General features: G+C 63.8%; 33 protein-coding genes. 23 read left to right on the top strand and 10 right to left on the bottom strand.

Annotated elements, in window-relative coordinates; translation table 11 throughout:
* Positions 1 to 58 precede the first annotated feature (58 nt).
* The 5 genes from CK221_RS18560 to CK221_RS18540 form a co-directional block, all read right to left on the bottom strand.
* Positions 59 to 898, bottom strand: coding sequence for a citryl-CoA lyase (locus tag CK221_RS18560; protein WP_095778755.1), 840 nt, complete (start codon positions 896 to 898; stop codon positions 59 to 61).
* Entirely contained in the window at positions 895 to 2,079 is a 1,185-nt protein-coding gene (locus CK221_RS18555) for a CoA transferase (protein ID WP_095778754.1), read from the bottom strand. Before CK221_RS18555 ends, CK221_RS18560 begins: the two co-directional genes overlap by 4 nt.
* Positions 2,080 to 2,094: 15 nt before the next feature.
* The gene (locus tag CK221_RS18550) at positions 2,095 to 3,618 is read right to left on the bottom strand and encodes a tripartite tricarboxylate transporter permease (protein WP_095778753.1); all 1,524 of its coding nucleotides are present in this window, start codon (positions 3,616 to 3,618) and stop codon (positions 2,095 to 2,097) included.
* Between the two features lie 5 nt (positions 3,619 to 3,623).
* Positions 3,624 to 4,160, bottom strand: a complete 537-nt coding sequence (locus tag CK221_RS18545; RefSeq protein ID WP_095778752.1) for a tripartite tricarboxylate transporter TctB family protein — start codon at positions 4,158 to 4,160, stop codon at positions 3,624 to 3,626.
* Between the two features lie 120 nt (positions 4,161 to 4,280).
* Positions 4,281 to 5,246 carry a tripartite tricarboxylate transporter substrate-binding protein gene (locus CK221_RS18540; protein ID WP_067003996.1) on the bottom strand — a complete coding sequence of 322 codons (966 nt, stop codon included), beginning with the start codon at positions 5,244 to 5,246 and terminating at the stop codon, positions 4,281 to 4,283.
* Positions 5,247 to 5,448: 202 nt separating this feature from the next.
* On the opposite strand from CK221_RS18540, the gene CK221_RS18535 reads away from it, so the two are divergent.
* The 7 genes from CK221_RS18535 to CK221_RS18505 all read left to right on the top strand — a co-directional run bounded on the left by CK221_RS18535 (position 5,449) and on the right by CK221_RS18505 (position 8,969).
* A complete protein-coding gene (locus CK221_RS18535; protein WP_095778837.1) occupies positions 5,449 to 6,300 on the top strand; it encodes an IclR family transcriptional regulator in 852 nt (283 codons plus the stop codon).
* 84 nt (positions 6,301 to 6,384) lie between these two features.
* Positions 6,385 to 6,855 carry a nucleoside deaminase gene (locus CK221_RS18530; RefSeq protein WP_095778751.1) on the top strand — a complete coding sequence of 157 codons (471 nt, stop codon included), beginning with the start codon at positions 6,385 to 6,387 and terminating at the stop codon, positions 6,853 to 6,855.
* A gap of 140 nt (positions 6,856 to 6,995) precedes the next feature.
* Positions 6,996 to 7,319, top strand: a complete 324-nt coding sequence (locus tag CK221_RS18525) for a metalloregulator ArsR/SmtB family transcription factor (RefSeq protein ID WP_095778750.1) — start codon at positions 6,996 to 6,998, stop codon at positions 7,317 to 7,319.
* A complete protein-coding gene (locus CK221_RS18520; RefSeq protein ID WP_095778749.1) occupies positions 7,316 to 7,726 on the top strand; it encodes an SRPBCC domain-containing protein in 411 nt (136 codons plus the stop codon). Before CK221_RS18525 ends, CK221_RS18520 begins: the two co-directional genes overlap by 4 nt.
* 83 nt (positions 7,727 to 7,809) lie before the next feature.
* Complete coding sequence (locus CK221_RS18515) at positions 7,810 to 8,043, top strand: hypothetical protein (RefSeq protein ID WP_095778748.1); 234 nt, start codon at positions 7,810 to 7,812, stop codon at positions 8,041 to 8,043.
* Entirely contained in the window at positions 8,043 to 8,492 is a 450-nt protein-coding gene (locus CK221_RS18510) for a DUF1801 domain-containing protein (RefSeq protein ID WP_095778836.1), read from the top strand. Before CK221_RS18515 ends, CK221_RS18510 begins: the two co-directional genes overlap by 1 nt.
* A gap of 78 nt (positions 8,493 to 8,570) precedes the next feature.
* Positions 8,571 to 8,969, top strand: a complete 399-nt coding sequence (locus CK221_RS18505; RefSeq protein WP_095778747.1) for a DUF1801 domain-containing protein — start codon at positions 8,571 to 8,573, stop codon at positions 8,967 to 8,969.
* Between the two features lie 48 nt (positions 8,970 to 9,017).
* Here the strand turns inward: CK221_RS18505 and CK221_RS18500 are convergent, their stop codons facing one another.
* On the bottom strand, positions 9,018 to 9,572 hold the full coding sequence (locus tag CK221_RS18500) for a GNAT family N-acetyltransferase (RefSeq protein WP_095778746.1): 555 nt from the start codon (positions 9,570 to 9,572) through the stop codon (positions 9,018 to 9,020).
* Between the two features lie 213 nt (positions 9,573 to 9,785).
* On the opposite strand from CK221_RS18500, the gene CK221_RS18495 reads away from it, so the two are divergent.
* From CK221_RS18495 to CK221_RS18480, 4 genes are all read left to right on the top strand, one after another.
* Positions 9,786 to 10,241, top strand: coding sequence for a DUF2214 family protein (locus CK221_RS18495; protein WP_095778745.1), 456 nt, complete (start codon positions 9,786 to 9,788; stop codon positions 10,239 to 10,241).
* A gap of 259 nt (positions 10,242 to 10,500) precedes the next feature.
* Positions 10,501 to 11,478: a tripartite tricarboxylate transporter substrate-binding protein gene (locus CK221_RS18490; protein ID WP_095778744.1), complete on the top strand. Its 978-nt coding sequence runs from the start codon at positions 10,501 to 10,503 to the stop codon at positions 11,476 to 11,478.
* Positions 11,479 to 11,573: 95 nt separating this feature from the next.
* Complete coding sequence (locus CK221_RS18485) at positions 11,574 to 12,035, top strand: tripartite tricarboxylate transporter TctB family protein (RefSeq protein ID WP_095778835.1); 462 nt, start codon at positions 11,574 to 11,576, stop codon at positions 12,033 to 12,035.
* Between the two features lie 10 nt (positions 12,036 to 12,045).
* A complete protein-coding gene (locus tag CK221_RS18480) occupies positions 12,046 to 13,554 on the top strand; it encodes a tripartite tricarboxylate transporter permease (protein ID WP_095778834.1) in 1,509 nt (502 codons plus the stop codon).
* 71 nt (positions 13,555 to 13,625) lie between these two features.
* On the opposite strand, the gene nth is transcribed toward CK221_RS18480, so the two are convergent.
* Positions 13,626 to 14,441, bottom strand: coding sequence for an endonuclease III (nth, locus tag CK221_RS18475; RefSeq protein ID WP_095778743.1), 816 nt, complete (start codon positions 14,439 to 14,441; stop codon positions 13,626 to 13,628).
* Between the two features lie 22 nt (positions 14,442 to 14,463).
* Here nth and CK221_RS18470 point away from each other — a divergent pair, with 22 nt between their 5' ends.
* The 10 genes from CK221_RS18470 (at position 14,464) to CK221_RS18425 (ending at position 21,825) form a co-directional block, all read left to right on the top strand.
* On the top strand, positions 14,464 to 14,958 hold the full coding sequence (locus CK221_RS18470; RefSeq protein ID WP_095778742.1) for a DUF2244 domain-containing protein: 495 nt from the start codon (positions 14,464 to 14,466) through the stop codon (positions 14,956 to 14,958).
* 213 nt (positions 14,959 to 15,171) lie between these two features.
* Positions 15,172 to 16,077: a bifunctional helix-turn-helix domain-containing protein/methylated-DNA--[protein]-cysteine S-methyltransferase gene (locus CK221_RS18465; protein WP_179295164.1), complete on the top strand. Its 906-nt coding sequence runs from the start codon at positions 15,172 to 15,174 to the stop codon at positions 16,075 to 16,077.
* Positions 16,078 to 16,311: 234 nt separating this feature from the next.
* The gene (locus CK221_RS18460; protein ID WP_067004020.1) at positions 16,312 to 16,782 is read left to right on the top strand and encodes a hypothetical protein; all 471 of its coding nucleotides are present in this window, start codon (positions 16,312 to 16,314) and stop codon (positions 16,780 to 16,782) included.
* A gap of 23 nt (positions 16,783 to 16,805) precedes the next feature.
* The gene (locus CK221_RS18455) at positions 16,806 to 17,198 is read left to right on the top strand and encodes a hypothetical protein (protein WP_095778741.1); all 393 of its coding nucleotides are present in this window, start codon (positions 16,806 to 16,808) and stop codon (positions 17,196 to 17,198) included.
* A complete protein-coding gene (locus CK221_RS18450; protein WP_067004024.1) occupies positions 17,165 to 17,695 on the top strand; it encodes a hypothetical protein in 531 nt (176 codons plus the stop codon). The genes CK221_RS18455 and CK221_RS18450 overlap by 34 nt, the downstream gene beginning before the upstream one ends.
* Entirely contained in the window at positions 17,670 to 18,155 is a 486-nt protein-coding gene (locus CK221_RS18445) for a hypothetical protein (protein ID WP_095778740.1), read from the top strand. Before CK221_RS18450 ends, CK221_RS18445 begins: the two co-directional genes overlap by 26 nt.
* A 149-nt stretch (positions 18,156 to 18,304) precedes the next feature.
* Positions 18,305 to 19,207, top strand: a complete 903-nt coding sequence (locus CK221_RS18440; protein ID WP_095778739.1) for a ribokinase — start codon at positions 18,305 to 18,307, stop codon at positions 19,205 to 19,207.
* Positions 19,208 to 19,212: 5 nt separating this feature from the next.
* On the top strand, positions 19,213 to 20,664 hold the full coding sequence (locus CK221_RS18435) for an amidase (RefSeq protein WP_095778738.1): 1,452 nt from the start codon (positions 19,213 to 19,215) through the stop codon (positions 20,662 to 20,664).
* Between the two features lie 93 nt (positions 20,665 to 20,757).
* The gene (locus CK221_RS18430) at positions 20,758 to 21,372 is read left to right on the top strand and encodes a LysE family translocator (protein ID WP_095778737.1); all 615 of its coding nucleotides are present in this window, start codon (positions 20,758 to 20,760) and stop codon (positions 21,370 to 21,372) included.
* Between the two features lie 51 nt (positions 21,373 to 21,423).
* The gene (locus CK221_RS18425; protein WP_179294417.1) at positions 21,424 to 21,825 is read left to right on the top strand and encodes a hypothetical protein; all 402 of its coding nucleotides are present in this window, start codon (positions 21,424 to 21,426) and stop codon (positions 21,823 to 21,825) included.
* Positions 21,826 to 21,855: 30 nt separating this feature from the next.
* Here the strand turns inward: CK221_RS18425 and CK221_RS18420 are convergent, their stop codons facing one another.
* Complete coding sequence (locus CK221_RS18420) at positions 21,856 to 22,800, bottom strand: nucleoside hydrolase (protein WP_095778735.1); 945 nt, start codon at positions 22,798 to 22,800, stop codon at positions 21,856 to 21,858.
* A 140-nt stretch (positions 22,801 to 22,940) separates the two neighbouring features.
* Here CK221_RS18420 and CK221_RS18415 point away from each other — a divergent pair, with 140 nt between their 5' ends.
* Together CK221_RS18415 and CK221_RS18410 are read left to right on the top strand one after the other, a co-directional pair.
* Positions 22,941 to 23,366: an Hsp20 family protein gene (locus tag CK221_RS18415; protein ID WP_067004038.1), complete on the top strand. Its 426-nt coding sequence runs from the start codon at positions 22,941 to 22,943 to the stop codon at positions 23,364 to 23,366.
* 64 nt (positions 23,367 to 23,430) lie between these two features.
* Positions 23,431 to 23,688 (top strand): DUF1150 family protein, encoded by a 258-nt coding sequence (locus tag CK221_RS18410; protein WP_067318876.1) that lies wholly within the window; start codon positions 23,431 to 23,433, stop codon positions 23,686 to 23,688.
* A 117-nt stretch (positions 23,689 to 23,805) separates the two neighbouring features.
* Here CK221_RS18410 and ptsN read toward each other — a convergent pair whose 3' ends face one another.
* Positions 23,806 to 24,270: a PTS IIA-like nitrogen regulatory protein PtsN gene (gene ptsN / locus CK221_RS18405; RefSeq protein ID WP_067004043.1), complete on the bottom strand. Its 465-nt coding sequence runs from the start codon at positions 24,268 to 24,270 to the stop codon at positions 23,806 to 23,808.
* Positions 24,271 to 24,330: 60 nt separating this feature from the next.
* Positions 24,331 to 24,915 carry a ribosome-associated translation inhibitor RaiA gene (raiA, locus tag CK221_RS18400; protein ID WP_067004045.1) on the bottom strand — a complete coding sequence of 195 codons (585 nt, stop codon included), beginning with the start codon at positions 24,913 to 24,915 and terminating at the stop codon, positions 24,331 to 24,333.
* Between the last annotated feature and the right edge of the window lie 128 nt (positions 24,916 to 25,043).

Genomic DNA, 25,043 nt, shown 5'->3' with positions numbered 1-25,043 from the left:
ATTCCGTCAAAACAAAGAGATAGATTGGTTCGCCGTTTCCGTGGAACGGTGAAACGCTCTAATCGGAGTCGCCAGGAAACGGCCGTGCCGGGGTGCCGCTATAAGCCCACAGCCATTCTTTGGGCAGAGGTCCCTTGTTGCGGTCGCTCTCCTGTGATTGCTCCCAGGCATGCGCCAGTATGCCTACCGAGCGCGACAGCACGAAGAGGCCGCGCGTCAGTGGCGGCGGGAAGCCTAGCTCGCCATAGATGACGGCCGTGGCGCCATCGATGTTGAGCGGGATCGTCTTGCCCTTGCGTGTCGCCACCTCCGCCTCGATCGCCTCGGCAATGTCGGCAAAGCGCCCGCTGACGACGCCGCGACCGGCGAAGTCGCGCGTCAGTTCGATGAGGCGCGGCGCCCGCGGATCGATCGGGTGGAAGCGATGCCCGAGGCCGGGCACGTAGCCCTTTTCCTCGGCGAAGAACCGGTCGAGCCGCGCACTCACCGCTTCGGCGAGGCTCGCGCCACCATCCATTGCGGCGGCGATGTTGCCATAGAAGGAAAGCGCCTGCTCGCCGGCCCCGCCATGCACGTCCCCCAGCACATTGATGGCGGAGGCCATGGCGTTGTTGATGCCGACGCCGCAGGTCGCCGCCATGCGCGCGATCGCGATCGACGGCGCCTGCGGGCCGTGGTCGACGGCGGCCCCGAGCGCGATGCCGAGCAGCGCCGCCTGATCGTCGCCCGGCAATTCGCCGCGCAGCATCAGCCAGATCATCGCCGGAAAGCTGACCCGGCCGATCAGATCCTGGATCTGGTAGCCGCGCAGCCGGATCACGCCGGGCTGCATCTCGATGATGCCGGTCCGCCACCACTCCTCGCCGCGGTCGCGGCCGGTCCTTTTGTCCGCGCTCATGCCCGCGCCCTCCCTTTGCCGCGCGCCGGCAAGCTGGCGAACACGTCGTCCATATGCGCGCCAAGACGTGGCGGGGGGCCGGCTGGCACGGGAGCCGCACCGTCGACCATAAAGCCGCCACGCACCACCGTGAGCGGCTTGTCCATTCCGGGTATCTCCTGGAAGCGCGTCGTCATGCGGCGCTCGGTGACCTGGCGTTCCTGCAGCACTTGCGGGATCGTCAGCACCCGCCCGGCCGGCACGCCGGCGCGGTTGAGCTTTTCTTCCCAGACCGCCGCAGGAGCGCCGGCAAGCGCGTCTTCGATGAGCGGCTTCAGCGCTGCCCGGTTCTCTTTGCGCGTCTCGCGCTCGGCGAAGCGCGGATCCGAAGCCAACTCTGGGCGGCCGATCAAGCCGCAAAGGATGACGAACTGCTCCTGCTTGTTGGCGGCGATGTTGAGCAGGCCCTCGCCGGTGCGGAACGCGCCGGAGGGCGCGGCCGTCATGTTCTCGTTGCCCATGGCTTGAGGCTGGACGCCCGCCGTCAGATAGTTCGACACCGGCCATCCTAGCGCCGACAGCGTGCATTCGAGCATCGACACGTCGAGGAAGGCGCCTTCGCCGCTGGTCTTCTGCCGCACCAGCGCCGCAGCGATGGCGAAGGCCCCCACCAGCCCGCCCAGCGTGTCGGCGACCGGATAGCCGACGCGCAGGGGCGCCGTTTCCGGCGTGCCGGTGATGCTCATGATCCCGGACAGCCCCTGGATGATCTGATCATAGGCCGGGTTGCCGCGCATCGGGCCGGTCTGGCCGAAACCCGATATCGCGCAATAGACGAGGCTTGGCCGCACCTTCTTTAGCTTCTCATGGCCGAGGCCGAGCCGATCCATCACGCCGGGCCGGAAATTCTCGACCAGTGCGTCCGCCGTGGCGACCAGGTTGAGGAACCGCTCGCGGTCGGCCTCCTGCTTCAGGTCGAGCATCACCGATCGTTTGCCGGCGTTCTGCGCCAGGAAGGATGCACCCATGCCGGCTTTGTTGAGCTCCGGCGAGGCGCCAAGCTGGCGCGCGAGATCGCCGCCCGGCGGCGCCTCGACCTTGATGACGTCGGCGCCGAGCAGCGCCAGCTGGTAGGCGCAGTAAGGACCTGCCAGCACATTGGTGAGGTCGAGGACGCGGATGCCGGAAAGCAGGTCTGTCATGATGCTCCAGATCGGTCAGGCATCGCCCGGCACATGCTCTGGTCCGCGCGTGCGCCGGCGTTCGATCCAGGCCCAGATATGCGGGCCGACCAGACCGATGAAGGCGAGCGTTAAAAGCGTCAGCGAGAGCGGGTGCCGGTAGAACACCGTCCAGTCGCCATTGGCGATCGTCATCGCCCGGCGGAACTGCGTCTCGGCGAGCGGCCCGAGGATCATGCCGATGATGACCGGCGCCGTCGGAAAATCGAAGCGGCGCATCAAGAAACCCGCCGCGCCCAGCAGATAGAGGATGATGAGATCGATCGGCGACTGCGAGATGCCGTAGGTGCCGACGGTGGCGAACACCAGAATCCCGGCATAGAGCTGCGGCGCCGGGATCTTGAGCAATCGTACCCATAGGCCGATCAGCGGCAGGTTGAGGATGACGAGGATGACGTTGGCGATGAACAGACTGGCGATGAGGCCCCAGACGAGATTGGCCTGCGTCGTCAACAGCAGCGGTCCGGGATTGATGCCGTAGCTCTGGAAGGCCGACAGCATGATCGCCGCCGTTGCCGAGGTCGGCAGGCCAAGCGTCAGCATCGGCACCAGCACGCCGGCAGCCGACGCGTTGTTGGCAGCCTCCGGCCCGGCGACGCCTTCGATGGCGCCGACCGTGCCGAACTCCTCCTTGTGCTTGGAAAGCTTCTTTTCGATGGCATAGGAGAGGAAGGTCGGGATCTCGGCCCCGCCGGCGGGCAGGGCGCCGATCGGGAAGCCGATTGCCGCGCCCCTGAGCCACGGCTTCCACGAGCGCGCCCATTCGGAAGCAGTCATGTAGAGCGAGCCCCTCAGCGGCACGATCTCGTCCTTCCCGGCATAGCGGCGCGAGGCCACGTAGAGAGTCTCGCCGACCGCAAAGAGGCCGACCGCGACGATGATGACGTCGACGCCGTCGAGCAACTCGCCCATGCCGAAGGTGAAGCGCGGCTGCCCGGTCTGCAGGTCGACGCCGATCATGCCGATGACGAACCCGACGAACAGGCTGGTAAGCCCACGCACAGAGGACGAGCCGAGCACCGCCGAAACGGTGATGAAGGCGAGCACCATCAGCGAAAAATATTCCGCCGGCCCGAAAGCCAGCGCCAGCTTGACCACGATCGGCGCCAGGAAGGCGACGCCCAGCGTGCCGATGGTCCCGGCGACGAACGAGCCGATCGCGGAAGTCGCAAGCGCCGCGCCGCCGCGGCCCGAACGCGCCATCCGGTTGCCCTCGAGCGCGGTGACGATGGTGGCGCTTTCGCCCGGTGTATTGAGCAGGATCGACGTCGTCGAGCCGCCATACATGGCGCCGTAATAGATGCCGGCAAACAGGATGAAGGAAGCTTCCGGCGCCACCTGGTAGGTGATCGGCAAAAGCAGCGCGATGGTCAGCGCCGGCCCGAGGCCGGGCAGCACGCCGATCGCGGTTCCGAGCGTCGTGCCGAGCAGGCACCACAAGAGATTGGTCGGCGTGAAGGCGACCGCAAATCCGTGCGCGAGATAACCGAGGGTGTCCATCGTCCTCAGCCCCTTCCGATGCCGACGAGGGCGCTGATCAACGCGTTGAGCTGGTTCTCGATCAGGCCGGCCCCGATGTTGACGCCGAGCGCTCTGGCGAATCCGAAATAGGCCGCCAGCGCCAAGATCAGGCCGAGCAGCGCATCGCGCAGCGGATGCCGGCTGCCGAAGCCGAAGCAGACCAGCACGAACATGATCACCGAGGCGGCTGTGAAGCCGAGCGGCTGGATCAGCACGAGATTGGCAACGAGCCCCGCGACCACGAAACCCATCGCCTTCCAATCGGTCGGCGTCTCCTTTTCCTCGTCCGGCTGCCAGCCGCCACGCAGGGCGGCAACGATGAGCAGCAGCGACAGGATCACGATGCCGGCCATGGTCATGTAGGGGAAGACCTTCGGGCCGACCTTGGAATAGAGCGGCGAAACCGGGATCGCCAGGGTCTGCCAGGCAACGGCCCCGGCGCAGGCAAGAAGCCCGACGCCGATCAGCAATTCGGGTATGGCAAGGCGCGGCGGTGACGCCTGCTGGTCGCTGGTGCTCATGATCTCCTCCCCGGAAGCCGGCCTTCCACTGCCGGCTTCGCCGCACTTTCATTGAACCGTCGCATGTCCGCTGTCTACGAAGAAGCGATGCAGCCTCCTTCGAGATCAGGCAGGAGGCGATCAGGCGAGGCCGAGATCCTTGAGGATCGCGCCGATGCGTGTCGTGTCCTCGGCGACGAACTTGGCATAATCGTCGCCGGTCAGCAGAATCGGCGTCCAGTTGCGGTTCTTGCACTCGGTCGCCCAGGCCTCGCTCTTCGCCATGATCTCGACCATCTTGATCATCGCCGCCTTGTCTTCGTCGGAAACGCCGGGGGGTGCAAAGACGCCGCGCCAGTTGAACAATTCGACGTCGATGCCGGCCTCTTTCAATGTCGGCGCGTCGATGCCTTCCTGGCGCTTGTCCGACGAGATCGCCAGCAGCCGGAGCGCGCCCGCCTTGACCTGCTCGGAGAATTCGCCATAGCCGGAAATGCCGGCCGCGACCTGGTTGCCGAGCAGCGCCGACAGCGCCTCGCCGCCGCCGGCGAACGGCACATAGGACAGGTTGGCGGCAGGCACGCCGGCCGTCTTGGCGATCAGGCCGAACAGGATGTGGTCGGAACCGCCGGCCGAACCGCCGGCCACCGGAACCTTCGTCGGATCCGCCTTCAGCGCCGCGACGAAATCATTGGCCGTCTTGAACGGCGAGGCTGCCGGCACCACCAGCGCCTCGAACTCGCCGGTGAGGCGCGCGATCGGCGTCACTTCGGTGAGATTGTTGGCGGCCTTGTTGGCGATGATGGCGCCAACCATGACCATGCCGGCAACCATCAGCGCATTGCCCTTGCCCTTCCACTGGTTGACGAATTGCGGCAGGCCGACCGTGCCGCCGGCGCCGCCGACATTGGTGATCTGCGAGCCGGAGATCAGCTTTTCGGAGCGCAGCACCTGATCGATCGTGCGCGCGGTCTGGTCCCAGCCGCCGCCGGGGGCCGCCGGCACGAAAATTTGGATTTGCGGGGCGTCCTGCGCAAAGGCGGGTCCGAAATGCAAAGCCGCGAAGCCGGCGGCGGTGGTCGACAAGAATCTGCGTCTGTTCAGCATGGGATTCCTCCAAATCACGACACCTCCTCCGGTGCCTGCCAAGACGTGGCCTGAATTAAGACCCGCATTCGAGTTCAAGCATTTGTTACCGCGTTCTGTCAACGGGAATGCCATTCTGCTGGACAGAACGCATAGGATCGGACTAAATCCGCATGTCCAGGGTCATTCCCGGATGGGCGACCACGATGAAATCGTCACCGCAATGACAGACCTCCCTCCAAGCCAGGCTCCGGCCGACGGCGTAGCCGCGCTCGACAGGGCAATCGCCATCCTCGACGCCTTCACCATTGCCGACCGGTCGCTCGGCCTCGCCGAGATCGCGGCCCGAACCGGTCTCTACAAGAGCACGATCCTCAGATTGGCCAACTCGCTGATGCGCGGGCAATTGCTGGAGCGCCTGGAGGACGGACGCTATCGCATCGGACCAGCGACCTTCAGGCTCGGCGCGCTTTACCAGCGCTCGCTCGTGGCGATGGATATCCTGTTGCCGATCATGCGCGATCTCTCCGAGCGAAGCTGGGAAAGCGTCGCCTTCTATGTCCGCTCGGGCGACGTGCGCACCTGTCTCTACCGGGTCGAGTCGAAGCACCCGATCCGCTACACGATACGGGAAGGTGACGTGCTGCCCTTGCTGGTTGGTTCCGGCGGCCGGGTGCTGGCCGCGTTCTCGGGAGAGCAGGGCGAGCCTTACGAGACGATCCGGAAAACCTATAGCTACATTTCAATCGGTGACCGCGATCCGCAGACTGCCGGCATCTCTGCCCCTGTCTTCGGGCCGGGACGGACACTGCTCGGCGTGCTCACGCTCGCCGGTCCGAACACGCGGGTCGACGCGGCCTTCCTCACCCGCATGAAGCGGCCGCTGCTCGAAGCTGCCGCCCGCGCCACCCGCGCTTTTGGCGAAGATGCATCCATGCTGGATGCGGCAAGTCTCGACACGCCGCCGAAACCCACAACGGATCGGAGTTTTGGCGAGCATCAAATCGGAGTTTCCGGCACGCAGCAGGCCAATGTCGCCGAGCTTCGGGCAGGTGGACGCTCAAGCGACGGTTAGCACTTGCCAATCGCGTCCCTTGGCACCAATCTCGGCTCAAAGGGCCGCCCATCGGGTGGATGGCGGCGCGATAGGGTTTTTGCCATGACCCGCGATCAGATGCTCGCCCACCTCCGATCCGCCGACGCCGCGGCGCGCGAGGCGGCGGCGCACGGTCATCATCCTTTCGGAGCGGTGCTGGTCGGCCCCGACGACGCGATCCTCATGCGCCAAGGCAATATCGACACCGTCCATCATGCCGAAACCGAACTTGCGCGACGCGCGGCGGCTGCCTATTCGCCGGAGTTTCTCTGGACCTGCACGCTCGTCTCAACCGGCGAGCCCTGCGCGATGTGCACCGGAACGCTCTACTGGGCCAATATCGGCCGGCTGGTTTACGGCTTCGAGGAGACCAAGCTTCTCGCGCTCACCGGCGATCACGCGGCGAATCCGACGATGAGCCTTTCTTCGCGCGCCGTGCTCGACTCCGGCCAGAAAAAGATCGAGGTGTTTGGCCCCTTCCCCGAAGTCGCGGACGAGCTGCTCGCACCACACCGCGATTTCTGGAAGCGCTGACGCGGAAGCGGATGTCGGGGACGGGCCCGCAAGATATCGTGACCGACTCCGCCCTAAGCTTCCGCCCTCTAGGCTCTGCTTGACTCACACATATCTCACTGGTTATACGTCAATCAATAGCCATTGAGTTATCGATCCCGATGACGAACGCACACGATATGCTCTTCCGGACGCTTGCCGATCCGACAAGGCGCGCCATCTTCGAGCGTCTGTGCCGGCAAGGCGAGCAGACGGTCGGCGCACTGACGGCTGAGGCGGGTGTCTCGCAGCCGGCGGTGTCGAAACATCTCGGCCTGCTCAAGCAAGCCGGACTGGTGCGCGACCGCCACGAGGGTCGCCAGACCCATTACAGCGCACAGCTTGGCGCGCTGGCGCCGCTAATGGATTGGACTCGCTATATGGCCGGGTTCTGGGAGAGCCGGTTCGACGATCTCGAGGATCTGCTGCAGAGGATGGATCAATGAACGATATGCCGGCCGGAACGCGCTCCGTTGTCGTCGAGCGCGAGATTCCCTATCCGCCGGAAAAGATCTGGCGGGCACTGACCCAACCGCATCTCATCGAGGAGTGGCTGATGAAGAACAACTTCAAGCCGGTCGTAGACCACCGTTTCGAACTGAGCGCGGACTGGGGCGGTGTCGAGTGCCAGGTCCGGACAGTCGAGCCAAACAAAACGCTTTGCTACACATGGGACACCAAGGATCTAGAGAGCGTCGTCACATGGACGCTCACCCCGACCAGCGCCGGCACTCGCCTGCGCATGGAGCAGACAGGCTTCCGGACTGACCAGGAGCCGTATTTCCGAGGTGCGACCGTTGGCTGGCCGAAGTTCTTTGCGGCCTTGGAGCAGGTGCTTTCGCGGATCGATTGAGGGTCTGCGGCAATCTCATTCAGATCACGCAGCTGGCGTGCTGGTAAGCCCAGCGTTCATTGGTTCTTTCAGAGGAGGAAGCATTGGACTGGAGCAAGTGGATCAGGCAGTTGCATCGCTGGCTGTCGATCATCTTTACCATCACCGTCATCGCCAACTTCATCGCCATGGCGTTGGGCGAGCCGCCGGCCTGGGTGGTCTATTCGCCGCTCCTGCCGCTTTTCCTGCTGTTGTTCAGCGGCCTCTACATGTTCGTGCTGCCCTATGCCGCAAGGTGGCGCGGTGGGCCGGCGCGCGAGCGCGCCGGACCGGCCTGATGGCAAAAGCGAAATCGGCAAAGGTTGCAGCCAGGCCGTCGGGGGAAAAACCCGTCCTGCTTTCGGGCGGCAACCCGCAGATCGCCAAGGGGTATGGTGACGCTCCCGTGCAGGCCTATATCGCGGCGATGCCGGGTTGGAAGAGCGAGCTAGGCCGCCGGCTCGACCAACTCATCATGCAGGCCGTCCCCGACGTGCAGAAGGCCGTCAAATGGAACTCGCCGTTTTACGGCACGGACGGCGAAGGCTGGTTTCTCGGCATTCATTGTTTCACCAGATACGTCAAAGTGGCCTTCTTTCGCGGCATGTCGCTGAAGCCGGTGCCGCCCGGCGAATCCAAGAGCAAGGACACGCGCTATTTTCACATCCATGAGGACGACCAGCTCGACGAAGCGCAATTCGTCTCCTGGGTGAAACAGGCGAGTCAATTGCCTGGCGAACGAATGTAAGCGCATTATCGGTCACTCACGGTCCGCCCGACGAGGCATCATGGCGAACCGTCTAGCGGGTGTTGAAGGAGGACACATATGGAGAAAATCGGCGTGCAGGAAAGCAAGTCTCCTTCCGAGCTGATTGATGGCCGTATCGCGGAATTGGGCGATTGGCGGGGCGAGATGCTCGGCCGACTGCGCGCCCTGATTAGGGATGCCGATCCGGACGTCACCGAGGAATGGAAGTGGCGCGGCGTGCCGGTCTGGGAGGACGTCGGAATGATCTGCACCGGCGAGACCTACAAGGCCGTCGTCAAGCTGACCTTCGCCAAGGGCGCGGCGCTGCCGGATCCCTCACGTCTCTTCAACTCCAGCCTCGAAGGCAACACAAGGCGCGCCATCGATTTTCGCGAAGGCGAGGAGATCGACCAGGAAGCGTTCAAGACTCTCGTGCGAGCAGCGGTGGCCCTGAACAGGTCCAAGGCCAAACGCTGATCCGAGAAGCGCGCCAGCACCGGGGCGGACCAACCCGGCATTTGCCCTCTAGGCTGTTGCCCCTCCGGCCCACCGCTCCAGCAGGATCGTCGGCTTGTCGTGATAGGTGGTCCGCAGCATCTCGCGATAGCCGTTCTTAGCTGCGACCTTGAGCGAGGCGCCATTTTCGGGATCGATGATGCAGACGGTCCTGGCTCGCCCGAACGCCTCGTCACCCCACGCAACGATGCGCCCGACGACTTCGCTTGCAAGCCCCTGGCCGTGCGCACCCGAGGCTAAAGCCCAGCCGGCTTCCGGCACGCCTTCGATCGAGGGCTCGATCTCGCGCTTCAGATCATGGAAGCCGGCCTCGCCGAGGAAGCGGCCAGTCGCCTTGTCCTCGATCGCCCAGAACCCATAGCCAAGCAGCGACCACAGCCCGGCATGGCGCAGGAAGCGCATCCAGCTTTCCTCGCGGGTGCGCGGCTTGCCGCCGATGAAGCGGGTGACCCCCGGGTCCGCCCACATCGCGACATAGGTCTCGAAATCGTCGAGCCGATGCGGCCGCAGGACCGTCCGCGCGGTCTCGAGGATCGGCACCCCGGCTTCCCCTGCAATGCTCATCGCGTCCTCTCCTTTGAGCGGCAGCGCTTAGCAAACCTGCACGTTCGAACAAGGGCCAGGATCGCCCGGAGCATCCTCCAGCGACGCAAGTAGATGAGCGCAGTCATTGACCGGCTGACATTTCGGCGTGTGGGATTCTCGACAGGCGATGTTAGTCTTCGGACGAAGCTGATTCAGCGATATCGCGGCGCCGTCTGAATACGAGGAAAGATAATGGACACCACCGACCTTCTGCTGGCGATCGTCCATCATCTTCTTGTGTTCTCGCTGGCCGGCATCATTGGCGCCGAGTTCGTGCTGGTGCGCGGCGAGTTGGGGGCGACGACGCTCAAGCGCCTTGTCGGCATCGACCGCCACTACGGCATCATCGCCGCGCTGATCGTCATCGTCGGCATCTGCCGGGTGTTCTTCGGCCTGAAGGGTTGGGAGTTCTACGTCTTCAACTGGGTGTTCTGGGCAAAGATGATGGCCTTCATCATCGTCGGCCTGCTGTCGATCATCCCGACCGTGCGCTTCATCTCCTGGAGCAGGAAGGCAAGCGGCAATCCATCATTCTCGGTCCCGGCGGCGGAGCTCGCCTCGGTGAAGAACTATGTCCGCGCCGAGGGCTTCATCTTCCTGCTCATCCCGATCTTTGCGGCGGCGATGGCGCGCGGCTACGGTTATTAGAATAGAACCGAGGAAGAGCAGGGATCGGGCAGCAACCGGCATGCGCCAACGTACCGTCGTCAGATGACGACATCCCGCGATCCATCATTCGACCCAGATCTTTTCCATCCATCTTGTGGATGGTTGTAGATAATCGCAGTTTGGCCGTTTGAGTCCGATTGCAATCTGCCAGCCTGCACTAGTTGCTATTACATCACAGCCGTCGCCGAGAGGAATTTCGCGCGGTGGCTGAAGATTCATACTCTGGGAGGAAGTCACAATGAGAAAATTTGTTGCCGCTCTAGCTGCCGCAGCGGCCGTCACGCTTTATCCGTTCGCCGCGGGCGCGCAGACCTATCCGGAACGCACCATCACCGTGGTGGTGCCGTTTGCGGCCGGCGGCCCGACCGACACGGTCACACGCCTCATCGCCGAAGCCATGTCGAAGGATCTCGGCCAGCAGGTCATCGTCGAGAATGTCGGCGGTGCCGGCGGCACGCTGGGCGCGGGCCGCGTCGCGAAGGCTGACCCGGACGGTTATACGCTGCTCCTCCACCACATCGGCATGGCGACCAGTGCGACGCTGTACAGAAAGCTCGCATACGACACGCTCAACGCCTTCGAATATGTCGGCCTCGTCACCGAGGTGCCAATGACCGTCGTCGGCCGCAAGGACCTTGAGCCGACCGATCTGAAGGGACTGGTCGAGTACGCCAAGGCCAACAAGGATACTGTCACCGTCGCCAATGCCGGGATCGGTGCGGCCTCGCATTTGTGCGGCATGCTGTTCATGAGCGCCATCGGTACGCCGCTGGTCACCGTGCCCTACAAGGGCACCGGCCCGGCCATGACCGATCTTCTGGGCGGCCAGGTCGACATGATGTGCGACCAGACGACCAACACCACCAAGCAGATCCAGGGCGGCACGATCAAGGCCTATGCCGTCACCTCGCCGGAACGCCTCGATGTGCTGCCGGACGTCCCGACGACGACGGAAGGCGGCCTTCCCGAGGTGCAGGTCAGCATCTGGCACGGCCTCTACGCACCAAAGGGTACGCCGGCCGAGATCACCGGACGCCTGTCGAAATCGCTGCAGGTCGCGTTGAAGGATCAGAACGTCGCCGCCCGCTTCGCCGAACTCGGCACCAAGCCGTCGCCCGAAGCCGACGCGACACCGGCGGCGCTGAAGGCCAAGCTTGAAAGCGAGATCGGGCGCTGGAAGCCGATCATCGAAGCCGCCGGCCAGTACGCCGACTGAGGTTTTGGACGGGGCGCGATCGGCGCCCCGTTTTTGCTTCGGCCCCGTTTTGCGTTGTAACGGCGCGCCCGGGGTGCGCACCTGAGAGGAACGTGATGAAGCCTTTCGCAATCGACACGACCAACGGCATATGCGCCGCGCTGTTCATCGCCTTCGGCGCATTTTTCGCGCTGCAGTCGCTCGGCCTCGAAATCGGCACCGCCTTCCGCATGGGACCGGGCTATTTCCCGCTGGTCCTGGCGATCGTGCTGCTCCTGCTTGGCGTTATCATTCTCGTCCAGGCAGTGCGCTTCGAGAGCGAGGCGATCGGCCACATTGCGTGGCGCGGCATGCTGCTCATCCTCCCCGCTCCGATCTTCTTCGGCCTGACGGTGCGCGGCCTCGGCTTCATCCCGTCGATCTTCCTGACGGCGCTGATCGCATCCTTTGCCAGCCGCCGCATGAAACCGCTGACCGCGCTCGTGTTGTCGGCCGGCCTGACGCTGTTTGCCTCACTCGTCTTCAGCTACGCACTCGGCCTGCCGTTCCGACGCTTTGGCCCGTGGCTGCCACTGTGAGGAGATGACCATGGAGCTCCTCGCCAACTTGGTGCTCGGCTTTTCGACGGCGACATCGCTGACAAATCTCGGTTTCTGTCTGATCGGCGTCCTTCTCGGCACGCTGATCGGCGTCCTGCCCGGCATCGGCGCCACCGCAACCATCGCCATGCTCTTGCCGATTACGTTCCAGATAGGCGACCCGGTTTCCTCTCTCATCATGCTCGCCGGCATCTATTACGGCGCGCAATATGGCGGCTCCACCACCGCCATTCTCATCAATATGCCCGGCGAATCCTCGTCAGCCGTCACCGCAATCGACGGCTACCATATGGCCAAGAACGGCCGCGCCGGGGCGGCACTCGCGATCGCGGCGATAGGCTCGTTCTTTGCCGGCACGGTGTCGACCTTCCTGGTCGCCATCTTTGCTCCGCCGCTGACGGCGATGGCGCTGGAATTCGGCGCGGCCGAGTATTTTTCGCTGATGGTCGTCGGCCTCGTCTCGTCCGTCGCGCTCGCCCACGGCTCGATAGTCAAGGCGCTGGCCATGGTTGTGCTCGGCCTGCTGCTCGGCATTGTCGGAACCGACATCTATACCGGCACGCCGCGCTTCACGCTCGGCATCACCCAATATGCCGACGGGCTGAATTTCGTCGCGGTAGCGGTCGGCGTCTTCGGCGTCGCCGAGATCCTGCGCAACCTCGAGAACGAGCATGAGCGCTCCGTGCTGATCCGAAGAGTCTCCGGCCTCATGCCGACCCGCGAGGATTTTCGGCGCATGGCCGCGCCCATCGTGCGCGGAACGATTATTGGTTCGGCGCTCGGCATCTTGCCGGGAGGCGGCGCGATCCTTGCAGCCTTTGCCTCCTACACGGTCGAAAAGCGCGTATCGAAAAACCCGGGGGAGTTCGGCAAGGGCGCCATCGAAGGGGTCGCCGGGCCGGAATCGGCCAACAATGCCGGCGCGCAGACCTCCTTCATCCCCATGCTGACGCTTGGCATTCCGGCCAATCCGGTAATGGCGCTGATGATCGGCGCGATGATCATCCAGGGCATCGTGCCCGGCCCTAATGTCGCGACCGAACAGCCGGAGCTGTTTTGGGGCATCATCGCCTCAATGTGGATCGGCAACCTGATGCTGATCGTCCTCAACCTGCCGCTGATAGGGCTTTGGGTGAAGCTCCTTACGATCCCATATTACGTGCTGTTTCCGATCATCATGGCGTTCTGCTCGATCGGCGTCTACAGCGTCAACACCAATGTTTACGACCTCTACGCCGTCGCCTTCTTTGGCTTGCTCGGCTACCTCCTGACCAAGCTGCGCTGCGAACCCGCGCCACTGCTGCTCGGCTTCGTGCTCGGCCCGTTGCTTGAGGAAAACTTGCGTCGCGCCATGATTCTGTCGCGCGGCGACCCGAGCACCTTCGTGACGAGACCGATCAGCGCCAGCTTGCTCTTCATCGCGCTCGCCGTGCTCGTCATCGTCTTCCTGCCCGCGGTCAAGAAGAAGCGCGAAGAGGTGTTTGTGGAGGAAAATTAAGTCGTTGAAGCCCGTTGCGATTTTTCAAATCGGCGTTTTGGCCGCAGGCGCCGTCGGCTGGCACTATCCGGCTAGCTGACACCAATCGCTCGGTCCTCAGTTTCGTCGAGCGGCGCGAGCTCGATCAGCGGCGCCGGCAGGTCGGTGGTCTTTTCCTTGGACTTGCAGATATCGGCGATGACACAGACCGGGCAGTCGGGCTTGCGCGCCTTGCAGACATAGCGGCCATGCAGGATCAGCCAGTGATGGGCGTGCCGCATGTATTCGGCGGGGATGACTTTTATCAGCCCCTGCTCAACCTGTTCCGGCGTTTTGCCGGGCGCCAATCCAATACGATTGCCGATGCGAAAGATATGCGTGTCGACCGCCATCGTGTGCTGGCCGAAGGCGACGTTGAGCACGACATTGGCGGTCTTGCGTCCCACGCCCGGCAGCTTGACCAGCTCGTCCCGATCTTCGGGCACCTTGCCGGCATAGTCGTCGATCAGTGCCTTCGAGAGCGCGACCACGTTCTTGGCCTTGTTGCGCCACAGGCCTATGGTGCGGATGTAGTCGCCGACTTTGGCCTCACCGAGCGCCAGCATCTTGTGCGGTGTATCGGCGAGCGAAAACAGCGGCTTCGTTGCCTTGTTGACGCCGGCATCGGTCGCCTGCGCCGACAGCACCACCGCGATCAGAAGGGTGAAGGGATTGACATAGTCGAGCTCACCCTTCGGCTCGGGCCGCTGCACGGAAAAACGCCGAAAAATCTCATGCACCTCGGCGGGCGTGTAAAGCGAGCGCAGCCCGCCCTTCCGGGAGGGCGTCTTTGCTTTTGCACTGCCGCCTGAGGCTGAGGCCGACGGCTTTTTGACGGGGAAGGATTTTTTGGACTTGGGCGGCGCCATTCCCTTCCTATAATATTTCCGTATGAGCGACACAAACGCCTCGTTCGAAGCCGACAAGCCATTCTTCCAAGCCCTGCTGACGCCGCATCGCTCCCTCGGTCGGACCGGCTTTCTGATACTGATGGGCGCCCTGGTGTTCGGCTGGGCGGTCACCGGCGCGATCTTCCTGGCTCATGGCGCATGGCCGGTCTTCGGCTTCTTGGGGCTGGACGTGGTCGCCGTCTACATCGCCTTTCGCGCCAACTACCGGGCGGCCCGCGCCCGTGAGGAAATATCGGTCTCGCGCACCAGGCTTGACATCCGCAAAACGGCGCCGTCGGGCCGCTTCGAGGATCATCGCTTCAACCCGTTCTGGACCCGCTTTTCGATCGCCCGCCATGCCGAGATCGGCATCATCAAAATGGCCGTCGAGGCGCAAGGCGAAAGCGTTTCGATCGGGTCTTTCCTGGATCCCGATTCCCGCGAAAGCTTTGCTGCTGCCTTTTCGCGCGCACTGGCGACCGCCAGGGCGCGTTGAACTAGCACGGCGCTCGGCGCCCTTGCCGTAGAGCGTCATCAGCAAGGTCTGCCTTACCCCGGTAAAATCTATCTTTTCGCCGGCCGTCATCGCCCTTCGGCTCGAAGCCTGCTCGATCTGGGTAGGGGCCGGAGGAAGGCAAGTTTCGGGTGGTGGCAATGCGCGGGAAGACCGATATTCGCGGCCGAGCAGATAGCCATGGGAGATATTGCCATGAACGCCCAGATGACCATGAATACCCGGATGGAACCGTCAGCGATCCTGCAGAACGACATCACGCCCGTGGGCAGCGACTACGAAATCGTGCGCCGCGCCATCGAGAGGATCAGCCTCGACTATCGCGACCAGCCCTCGCTGGAGGTCCTGGCCGAGGCGGTCGGCGAGACGCCGACGGGCCTGCAGAAACTGTTCACGCGCTGGGCCGGCCTGTCGCCCAAGGCCTTTCTGCAGGCGGTGACGCTCGACCATGCGCGCAGGCTGCTTGATTCCGGCATGCCGCTGCTCGAAACCTCGTTCGAGCTCGGCATGTCGGGCCCTGGCCGGCTGCACGACCTCTTCGTCACGCACGAAGCGATGTCGCCCGGCGACTACAAGACCCGCGGCGCCGGCCTGACCATCCGCTACGGCTATCATATCTCGCCCTTCGGCATCGCGTTGATCATGGTCACCGATCGCGGGCTGGCCGGCCTGGCCTTCTGCGACGCCGGCGGCGAGCGGGCCGCCTTCGCAGACATGTCCGGCCGCTGGCCGAACGCAGCTTACGTCGAGGACATGTCGGCCACCCAGCCCTATGCCGCGCGCGTCTTCGATCCGACCAAATGGCGTGCGGACCAGCCGCTGCGCGTGGTGATGATCGGTACCGATTTTCAGCTGCGCGTCTGGGAGGCGCTGCTGCGCATTCCGATGGGCAGGGCCTGCACCTATTCCTCGATTGCGGCAAGCATCGGCGCGCCGAGCGCCAGCCGGGCCGTCGGTGCGGCGGTGGGCGCCAATCCGATGTCCTTCGTGGTTCCTTGCCATCGTGCGCTCGGCAAGTCCGGCGCCCTCACCGGCTACCACTGGGGACTGACGCGCAAGCGCGCCATCCTCGGCTGGGAGGCGGGACAAATCGCGTCCTGAAACTTCGTTTTTTCCGCGCGCCATTGCGAAAAACCGTGGATCTGAATATAGGTAAGTATAATCGAAACAATACATCCGAAATATCGGGAAATGCAACCGGAGACAACCCCCAGGTTTCGCCGGTTGTAGTTTGAATTGTTTGCAGTCGTTATCTTGTTTAACGCTAAATTAACCACGATAAGCGGATGATACCTCTGTATTGAGCCGCATTTTCCGGCTCGAAAGAGGGGTCCTATGAAGTTCTTTCGCGTCGCAATGGCCGCGAGCCTGCTGGCCGTCTGCACCGGCCAGACTGCATCGGCAGCCACCGGAAACGTCCTCTTCAACGGCACTATCACCGCTACCTGCACGGTCACGATCAACTCTAACGGAGCGATGACCGTCAGCAGCAATCTTCAGTCGCTGAGCTCTCACAATGCCGGCGGTTCGGCCGGCAGCGCCCAGGTCGATACCACCGGCGGCGTCACGCTCAGCGTCGATCCGGTCACCACCACCACCGTCCCGGCCTCGGACACCACGGCCACGACATGGACCCCGACCTTTGCCACCTCCGGCGCGCAGACCATTGCCGAAACCGGCACAGCGACGGCGCTCACCGTACCGGGCACATCGACGGTCGCGGTCAATCTTGCCGGCACCAAGAGCGGCACGGACCGCTTCTCCGCCGGCAACTACCAGGCAACCGTGACCCTGCGCTGCGAATAGCCCTCTCGCGAAAGGAGCGCTCCTTGAGAACGATTGGAATCCTGGCGGCCGGGCTGATCGCCGTGCTGTCTCCCATTGCCGCGGCGGGCCAGTCGATGACGCCGATGCGGGGCGAGGTCAGGTCCTTCACCGATGCTTTCGCGGTCCGGGTCTTCCCCGGCAACCCCTACGACCAGCGCATACGCGTCGAGATTCATGTCTATGACCAGGATTTTCGGCCGGTCGACGCCAGGATCACGCCGAGCGCCTTCGTTCTGGCCGGCCAGGCGTCGCGCCCAGTTCTTGTGGTCGTCCCGTTCGACGGCGCGAACGAGCGTAAAGTGCGTATCTGTACCGAGAGTATCCCCTTTCCAAGCGAGCAGACGCAGATAAGGGCACAGATATGCGGAAAGTTCTTCGGGCATCGCAGGTTCTGACGCTTGCCCTGCTGCCCGCCTTGGCGGTCGCAAGTCAGGGGTATGCTGAGGATATACTGAACCTGAACCAGAACCAGACGGGCTTCACCTTGCCCGGCGTCACCCTCCCCCAGGGCCAGGACGAGGTTCATGCTTCCGACGGCACGACCTGCCGCTCGGCCGTTTCCGGCAGCGGCGCCTATCTGGACGTCGGCGTCATCCGCGGCAACAGCAACAGCCAGTCGAACAGCGACCTCGCCACTTACGGCCGCGTGGTGGTCCCGATCGGCCGGACGCCGAAGCGCGTCGATTGCAGCCGCCTCTACGAACTCGAGGTCGAGCGCCTGCAGCTTGAATTGAAGCTGCTCAAGATGGGTCTCGGCGCCGACGGCCAGACGGGAAGCGTGGCTGCTCCCAATCCCGCGACCGCCTCCGCCGCCGCATCGACTGGATGGGCTAACGAAGGCTGGAGCATCAGAGGCACAACCGGCAATGACAAGAAAAAGAAAAAGAAATAGCCGCGCGCTGATCGCCGCGGTGGCTGCGCTTGCAAGCTTCTCGCTCCCGGCTCCGGCGGCGATCATCGGCACTTGCACCATCATGATCGGCGCCTCGGGAACGATGAAATCGAACCCCGCCATCAATATCTTGGGCTCCAGGCAGGCGGGCGGGTCGAGCGCCGGCGCCACCATCACCGCGAATGCGACGCTATGCACGATCCTCAACCTGCTCGACTGCTATTCCGTCTCGGCGCCGGCGCCGATTGCCTTCACGTCCGCGCCGAGCGGCGGCGACACCGACGTCACCTTCGCCACCGTCTTCGGCCTCGATGGCTCAGGCGCGGACATCCCGGGCAGTTCGCCGCAGCGGGTGACCAACGGCACTCACACCATCCAGGTCGATCTCACGGCCACGAAATCGCCGGGCATCTTCCCGGCCGGCAACTACCAGGGCACGGTGACGGTGCGCTGCGAATGATGCTGTGGGCCGGTGCGGCGCACAACCGGCTTGATCTGGCAATAGACGGTCTTTGCGGCTAGCCTCCCGCGCAAGCAAATGCGTAAATGCAAAGACTTGCGGCATCGGCCTTCGATCGAAGGCTCGCCCGCTCGTGCAGGAGAGCTTTCTTGATCATCATCGTCGGCTCGATCAACCTCGACCTGATCGCCAATGTCGACCGTTTGCCTGAACCCGGCGAGACGGTCCGCGGCTCCGGCTTTGCCACCGCTCCCGGCGGCAAAGGCGCCAACCAGGCGCTGGCGGCCGCCCGCGCAGGCGCTGAGGTGCGCATGGTCGGCGCCGTCGGCAAGGACAGTTTTGCCGCCGAAGCGCTGGCGCTGCTGAAGGCCGGCGGTGTCGATCTTTCCGGCGTCGGCGAGAGCTTCGCCTCCACGGGCACAGCGCTCATCCTGGTCGGCGCCGACGGCGAGAATGTGATCGCCGTCGTGCCGGGCGCTAACGATTCTGTACTGCCCGGCGACATCGCCAAGGCGTATCTGAAGAAGGGCGATGTCGTGCTTTTGCAGCACGAGATCCCGCTGCCCACGGTCGAAGCGGCGCTCGATGCAACCCGCGCGGCGGGTGCCGTCAGCGTGCTCAACACCGCGCCTTTCCGCCCCGAGGCGGCCGGCTTTCTCGGCAAGGCCGACTACGCCGTCGCGAACGAGACCGAGTTCGACTTCTATGGCGAGGCGCTGGTGCTCACCGGCCGCGACCGGGAGGCGCGGATGCGCGACTATGCCGAAAAGACAGGCCGCGCCATCGTCGTGACGCTCGGCGGCGACGGCGTGCTGGCCGCCACTCCCGACCATTTCCTCACCGTCCCGGCACTGAAGATAACTCCGGTCGACACGGTCGGCGCAGGCGACACTTTTTGCGGCTATTTGGGCGCCGGCCTGTCGTCCGGCCTCCCGCTCGAACAGGCGCTCACGCGCGCCGCGGCGGCAGGCTCGCTCGCTTGCTTGAAGCCGGGTGCGCAGCCGGCGATTCCGTTGGCGAAGGATGTCGACGCGGCTTTGGCCGCGCGGTGACGGCGATGCGCCCGTCGACGAAACACGCCGTGCCGCCGGCCGGCGACATCTGTCGCTTGTCCGCCGTAGAGCTTACCGACGCGATCAGGCAGCGCCGTCTGTCGGCGCGAGAGGTCGTCAGCGCCTTTCTCGACCGCATCGATGCTGTGAACCCGCTGGTCAACGCCATCGTGTCGCTGCGCGAGCGCGCCGATATCCTGGCGGAAGCCGACAGGGCGGCCGCCCATTTGGCACGGGGCGGCGCGGCCGGATCGCTGTTCGGCCTGCCGATCGCCATCAAGGACCTCGCCCTGACCAAGGGCTTAAGAACAACCTTCGGCTCGCCGATCTTCGCCGATTTCGTCCCGCAAGAAGACGATTTCTTCGTCGAGCGCCTGCGCAAGGCCGGCGCCATCATCATCGGCAAGACCAATGTTCCGGAATTCGGGCTGGGCTCCAACACCTACAATCCGGTCTTCGGTCCGACGCTCAATGCTTTCGATCCGACGCTTACCGCCGGCGGCTCGAGCGGCGGCGGGGCGGTGGCGCTGGCGCTCGACATGGTGCCGGTCGCCGACGGCAGCGATTTCGGCGGCTCGCTGCGCAATCCGGCGGCCTACAACAACGTCTATGGCTTCCGCCCCTCGCAAGGGCTGGTGCCGGCCGGCCCCGACATCGATGTCTTCCACGCCCAGATGGGCGTTGAAGGGCCGATGGGCCGGAATGTGCGCGACATCGCGCTGCTGCTCGATGAGCAGGCCGGCTATCATCCGCGGGCGCCATTGTCGCATGACAAGCAGGGCTCGTTCCTCCAGGGTTTGCGAACGAAAGCCCCCGGCGGCCGCGTCGCCTGGCTCGGCGATCTCGGTGGGCACCTGCCGATGGAGCCGGGCGTGCTCGACCTGTGCGAGGCCGCCCTTGCCCGCTTCGCGGATGCCGCGTTCCACAGCGAAACGCTGGCGCCGGATGTCGATTTCGAGGCGCTGTGGCAGGCTTTTGTGACGTTGCGCCAGGCGAGCAGCGGCTGCGGACTGAAGGCGCATTATGACGCTCCTGAAAAGCGCAGGCTGCTGAAGCCGGAGGCCGTTTGGGAAGTTGAGCAGGCGATGCGCCTTACCGCGCCCCAGATCCATGCCGCCTCGGTCCGGCGCACCTCATGGCACCGCACGCTGCTGTCGCTGTTCGAGCGCTTCGACCTTATCGTGCTGCCGACCGCCCAGGTCTTCCCCTTCGAGGTCTCGACGCATTGGCCGCGCGAGATCGCCGGGCGGCCGATGGACAGCTATCACCGCTGGATGCAGGTCTCCGCCTTTGCCACGCTCGGCGGTTGTCCGGCGCTCAATGTGCCGGTCGGCTTCGACGGCAAGGGCCGGCCGATGGGTATGCAGCTGATCGGCCAGCCGCGCGGCGACCTGGCGGTCCTGCAGGCAGGCGCCGCCTATGAGGCGACGCTGCCCTGGCCGGCGGGGGCTGCCTGACGGGCTCAACCGGCTGGCGCGCTTGCGCCGGCGTCAACTCCGTGCATTGATCGCGCTCCGCGCGTGTCGGCGCGATCCTGTTCGAGGGAAAACATGTCGCTGGAACTCTACGCCGCCTATGTCGTCGCCTGCATCGTCATCGTCCTGGTACCCGGGCCGACCGTCACGCTGATCATCGCCAACAGTATCCGCCATGGCTCGCGCGCCGGGTTGGCCAATGTCGCGGGCACCCAGGCCGGGCTCGCCATCATGATCGCCATCGTCGGCATCGGCCTCAACACGCTGATCGCCGGCATGGGTCACTGGTTCGAATGGGTGCGGCTGATCGGTGCGGCTTACCTCATCTGGATGGGCGTGCAGATGCTCCGCGCCAAGGGAGCCCTGAACCCCGATGGATCGGCCAAGAAACCGCGCGGCGGCTTCTTCCTGCAAGGTTTCCTGGTGGCGATTTCCAATCCGAAGACGCTTGTCTTCTTCGGCGCCTTCTTCCCGCAGTTCATCGCGCCACAGGGCAATTACACGCTGCAGATCGTGGTCATGGGCCTGACCGCGATGGTCTTCGCCGCCATGTCGGATTCGACCTACGCGCTTGCCGCCGGCCGCGCCGGGCGCATGCTCTCGGCCAGCCGCGTTAAGCTGATGTCGCGGATCAGCGGCAGCTTCCTGGTCGGCGGCGGGCTCTGGCTGGCATTCTCCAAGGCGAAATGAGAGCGAATACTCTGGTCGCAATTATTTTTGACGCCTATTGAATAACTGTGCTTGGCAGCACACTTCTTCAGGATGAACAAGTCAAACGTTTCCTTCCGGAATCGCTTGCTTATTTGGCAATATGAGTACAGCGACGCCGTGATCGGCGTCGCTTTGTTCTGCGCATTTGCGGCTATGAAATCCATCGCCATCGTTGAGCTTCAGGCCAATCCGGTCATCGCCACTCAACGCGTGATGGGCGTGGTCGAATACGTCAGGGTGAAGCCCATCAATCCGTACGGCACGATCGGCCACAATCTATACTACACCTACGATCTGCGCCTTGATGACGACAACACACGGATATCTGTCGACGACGATGTGAGGCGACCCCATCTTGTCGGCTCCGTCCTTCCCATCGAGCGACAGCACCACAATCACGGCGCCGACACCTATCGGTTGCTCAACGGATGACGACGTGTGCTCAGTTGGCCGCTTTGACGGTCAGTTGAGCCGCCCCAGCCGCTCCACCAGCAGCGCGAAGAACGCATCGTGGTCGATGTCGCGCATCACCATGGCGTTCTTCTCGCGCTTGGTGACGCCCCACCAGTCGATGACCGTCATGCCCATGGTCAGCTCGGAGCTGGTCTCCACGCTGACATTGCAGCGGCGACCCTTGAACAGCTCCGGCTTGATGAGATAGGCGATCACGCACGGATCGTGCAGCGGCCCGCCGTCGGTGCCGTATTTCTCCTCGTCGAAGCGCTCGAAGAACTCCAGCATCTCGGCGGTTGCGGTGCCGACCTTGGTGCCGAGCTGGCGGAAGGCCTGGATGCGCTTGGCCGAGGTCAGTGCCTTGTGGGTGACGTCGAGCGGCATCATCACGATCGGAACGCCCGACTTGAACACCAAATCCGCCGCCTGCGGGTCGACGTAGATGTTGAATTCGGCGGCAGGCGTGACGTTGCCGCCCTCGAAAAAGCCGCCGCCCATCAGCACGATCTCCTTGATACGCGGCGCGATCCGCGGCTCGCGGATCAGCGCCAGCGCGACATTGGTGAGCGGCCCGAGTGGGCACAACGTGATCGTGCCCGCTTCCTCACGCATCAGCGTCTCGACAATGAAATCGACCGCGTATTGCCCCTGCAGCGGCATCGTCGGTTCGGGCAGCTGGGGTCCATTGAGGCCGGTCTTGCCATGCACGTCCTCCGCCGTGACGAGCTCGCGCGCCAGCGGGCGGATGGCGCCGGCATAGACCTTGACGTCGGGTCGGCCGCCGAGCTCGCAGATCTTGCGCGCATTCTTCTCGGTGAGCTTCAGCGGCACGTTGCCGGCAACGGCGGTGATGCCGACGACCTCCAGCTCGGCGCTGCCGAGCGCCAGCAATATGGCGACGGCGTCGTCCTGGCCGGGATCCGTGTCGATGATGATCTTTCGTGACTGGGGCATTTCTATTCCTTTGGGGAGTCTTTTTGGGCGGGGTTTTCACGGCTTGAACTTGATCGCGCGGCGGACCATATCAAGACCATCGGGAAAAATGCCATCCGGGTTTTTCCGGTTTGTGTCGCTCTTAAGAGGACAGTGTAACAATGAGTCGAATGACGCCCTTCTCCAGCCCGCTTCTTCTGGGCTTCGACGCCATGGAAAAGACGCTCGAACGTCTGGCGAAGTCGGGCGACAGCTACCCTCCGTATAACATCGAGCGTCTGGGCGCCTCGGACGGCAAGGCCGAAAGGCTGCGCATCACACTTGCCGTGGCGGGTTTCGCAGAGAACGACCTCGATGTCACCACCGAGGAAAACCAGTTGATCGTGCGCGGCCGTCAGACCGACGACACCGAGCGTGAGTTCCTCCACCGCGGCATCGCCGCTCGCCAGTTCCAGCGCTGCTTCGTGCTGGCCGACGGCATGCGGGTGGTCGGCGCGGAATTGAAGAACGGCCTTTTGTCGATCGATCTCGACCGTCCGGAGGCCGAGCGGCTGGTACGGAAAATAAACATATCGGTGAAAGACTGATCTTTGCCGATGGCTCTAATGCGGGACGGCCGGAAGTGGCGTCCTTGCGCCAAGGAGGCTTGTAATGACCAGAATTGACGAAACCCTGACCATGACCAGCGGCGAATTCGCCCATCTCGGCGAAGGTTCGGTCGCATATCTGAGGAAAATATCGAGCGACGATTTGCGCGGCCGCTTCCCCGGCCTCGGCGAAATCGCGCCCGGGCTGGAACTGTGGGCGCTGTTTGCCGCCAACGGTCAGCCGATCCTGCTTTCCGATGCCCGCGACCGGGCCCTGGCGGGTGCGCTGGAGAATGATCTGACCACCGTCGCCATCCACTGACCCCAACCACTATTTGAATTTGAGGTCGTTGCCTGAATTGGAAAGGGCCGCTCCCGGCGGCCCCTCAAGGTTATATCCCAAAAACCGGGTTTATCCAAAGGCCAGCTTCACCCAACCTCAGGCCGCGTGCGAGGCCTGGGTATCCGACAGCAGAGCGTGGATCGCCACTGCGTCGCGCGTCCCCCTGATCTTGGCCACCGTATCGCCATCGCGCAGCACGCGCGCGATACGCGACAGCGCCTTAAGATGGTCGGCGCCGGCGCCTTCGGGCGCAAGCAGCAGAAACACCAAGTCGACCGGCTGGTCGTCGAGCGCCTCGAAATCGACCGGCGCCTCCAGCCGGGCAAACACGCCGGCGATCCGCTTGACCCCTGCGAGCTTGCCATGCGGAATGGCGATGCCGTTGCCGACGCCGGTGGAGCCCAGCCGCTCACGCTGCAGGATAGTGTCGAACACTTCCCGCTCCGGAATGCCTGAAATCGCCGCCGCCCTCTCCGACAGCAATTGCAGAAGCTGTTTTTTGGAATTCGCCTTCAACGCCGGCATGATAGCCGGGACGCTGATGAGATCGCTGAGATCCATGCCTGAAAAATCCCTTGCTCGCCTACCGCGCCGGTCGTCCCCCTCGCGCGGCCGGCTTTCTTATCCCTGCGCGACTTTGGTGGTCGACGGATCGATCCAGCCGATGTTTCCATCCGGCCGGCGGTAGACGATATTGACGTGGTCGTTTCCGGCGTTGCGGAAGACGAAAACCGGGCTGTCCTTGGTATCGAGTTCGATGACGGCAGACGCCACCGACATGGTGCGAAGCGTCACGGTCGATTCGGCGACGATGGCCGGAGCGAAGTTCTCCGGGATTTCCTCTTCGTCGTCGGCGAGCGGCTCCATCACGGCGTAGGCGATGTCGGTGGATTCGCCGTTGCCGTTGCTGGAATTGTGCGACTTCAGCCGGCGCTTGTAGCGCCTGAGCCGCGTTTCGAGGCGATCGGCGGCCGCCTCGAAGGCAAGCGTGGGATCCTGGGCGTCCCCGGTCGCCTGCAGCGAGGCGCCCGAATCGAGACGGATCATGCAATCGGCCGAGAAGCGCGATCCCGCTTTGATGACCGTTACATGTCCTGAAAAACCCCGATCGAAATATTTTTCAATCGCTTCGTTGACACGATCATTGATGCGCGTACGGAACGCATCGCCGATGTCCATGTGTTTTCCCGAAATGCGCAGATTCATCTGAAAACTGACCTTCCCTGCTCAGGCTTCAAACTGTCCCAAGTTTATACCCGTGGTGCGCGCGCACAAGCTTTGCGGCGGCACGCGCGCCGATTTTAGACCCGAACTTTCCGGTTGATCACAAGTCG

It is taken from the genome of Mesorhizobium sp. WSM3868 (genome assembly GCF_002294785.1).
In the GTDB taxonomy this organism is placed as follows: Bacteria; Pseudomonadota; Alphaproteobacteria; order Rhizobiales; family Rhizobiaceae; genus Mesorhizobium.
This window is presented reverse-complemented; position numbering and strand designations above follow the sequence as displayed.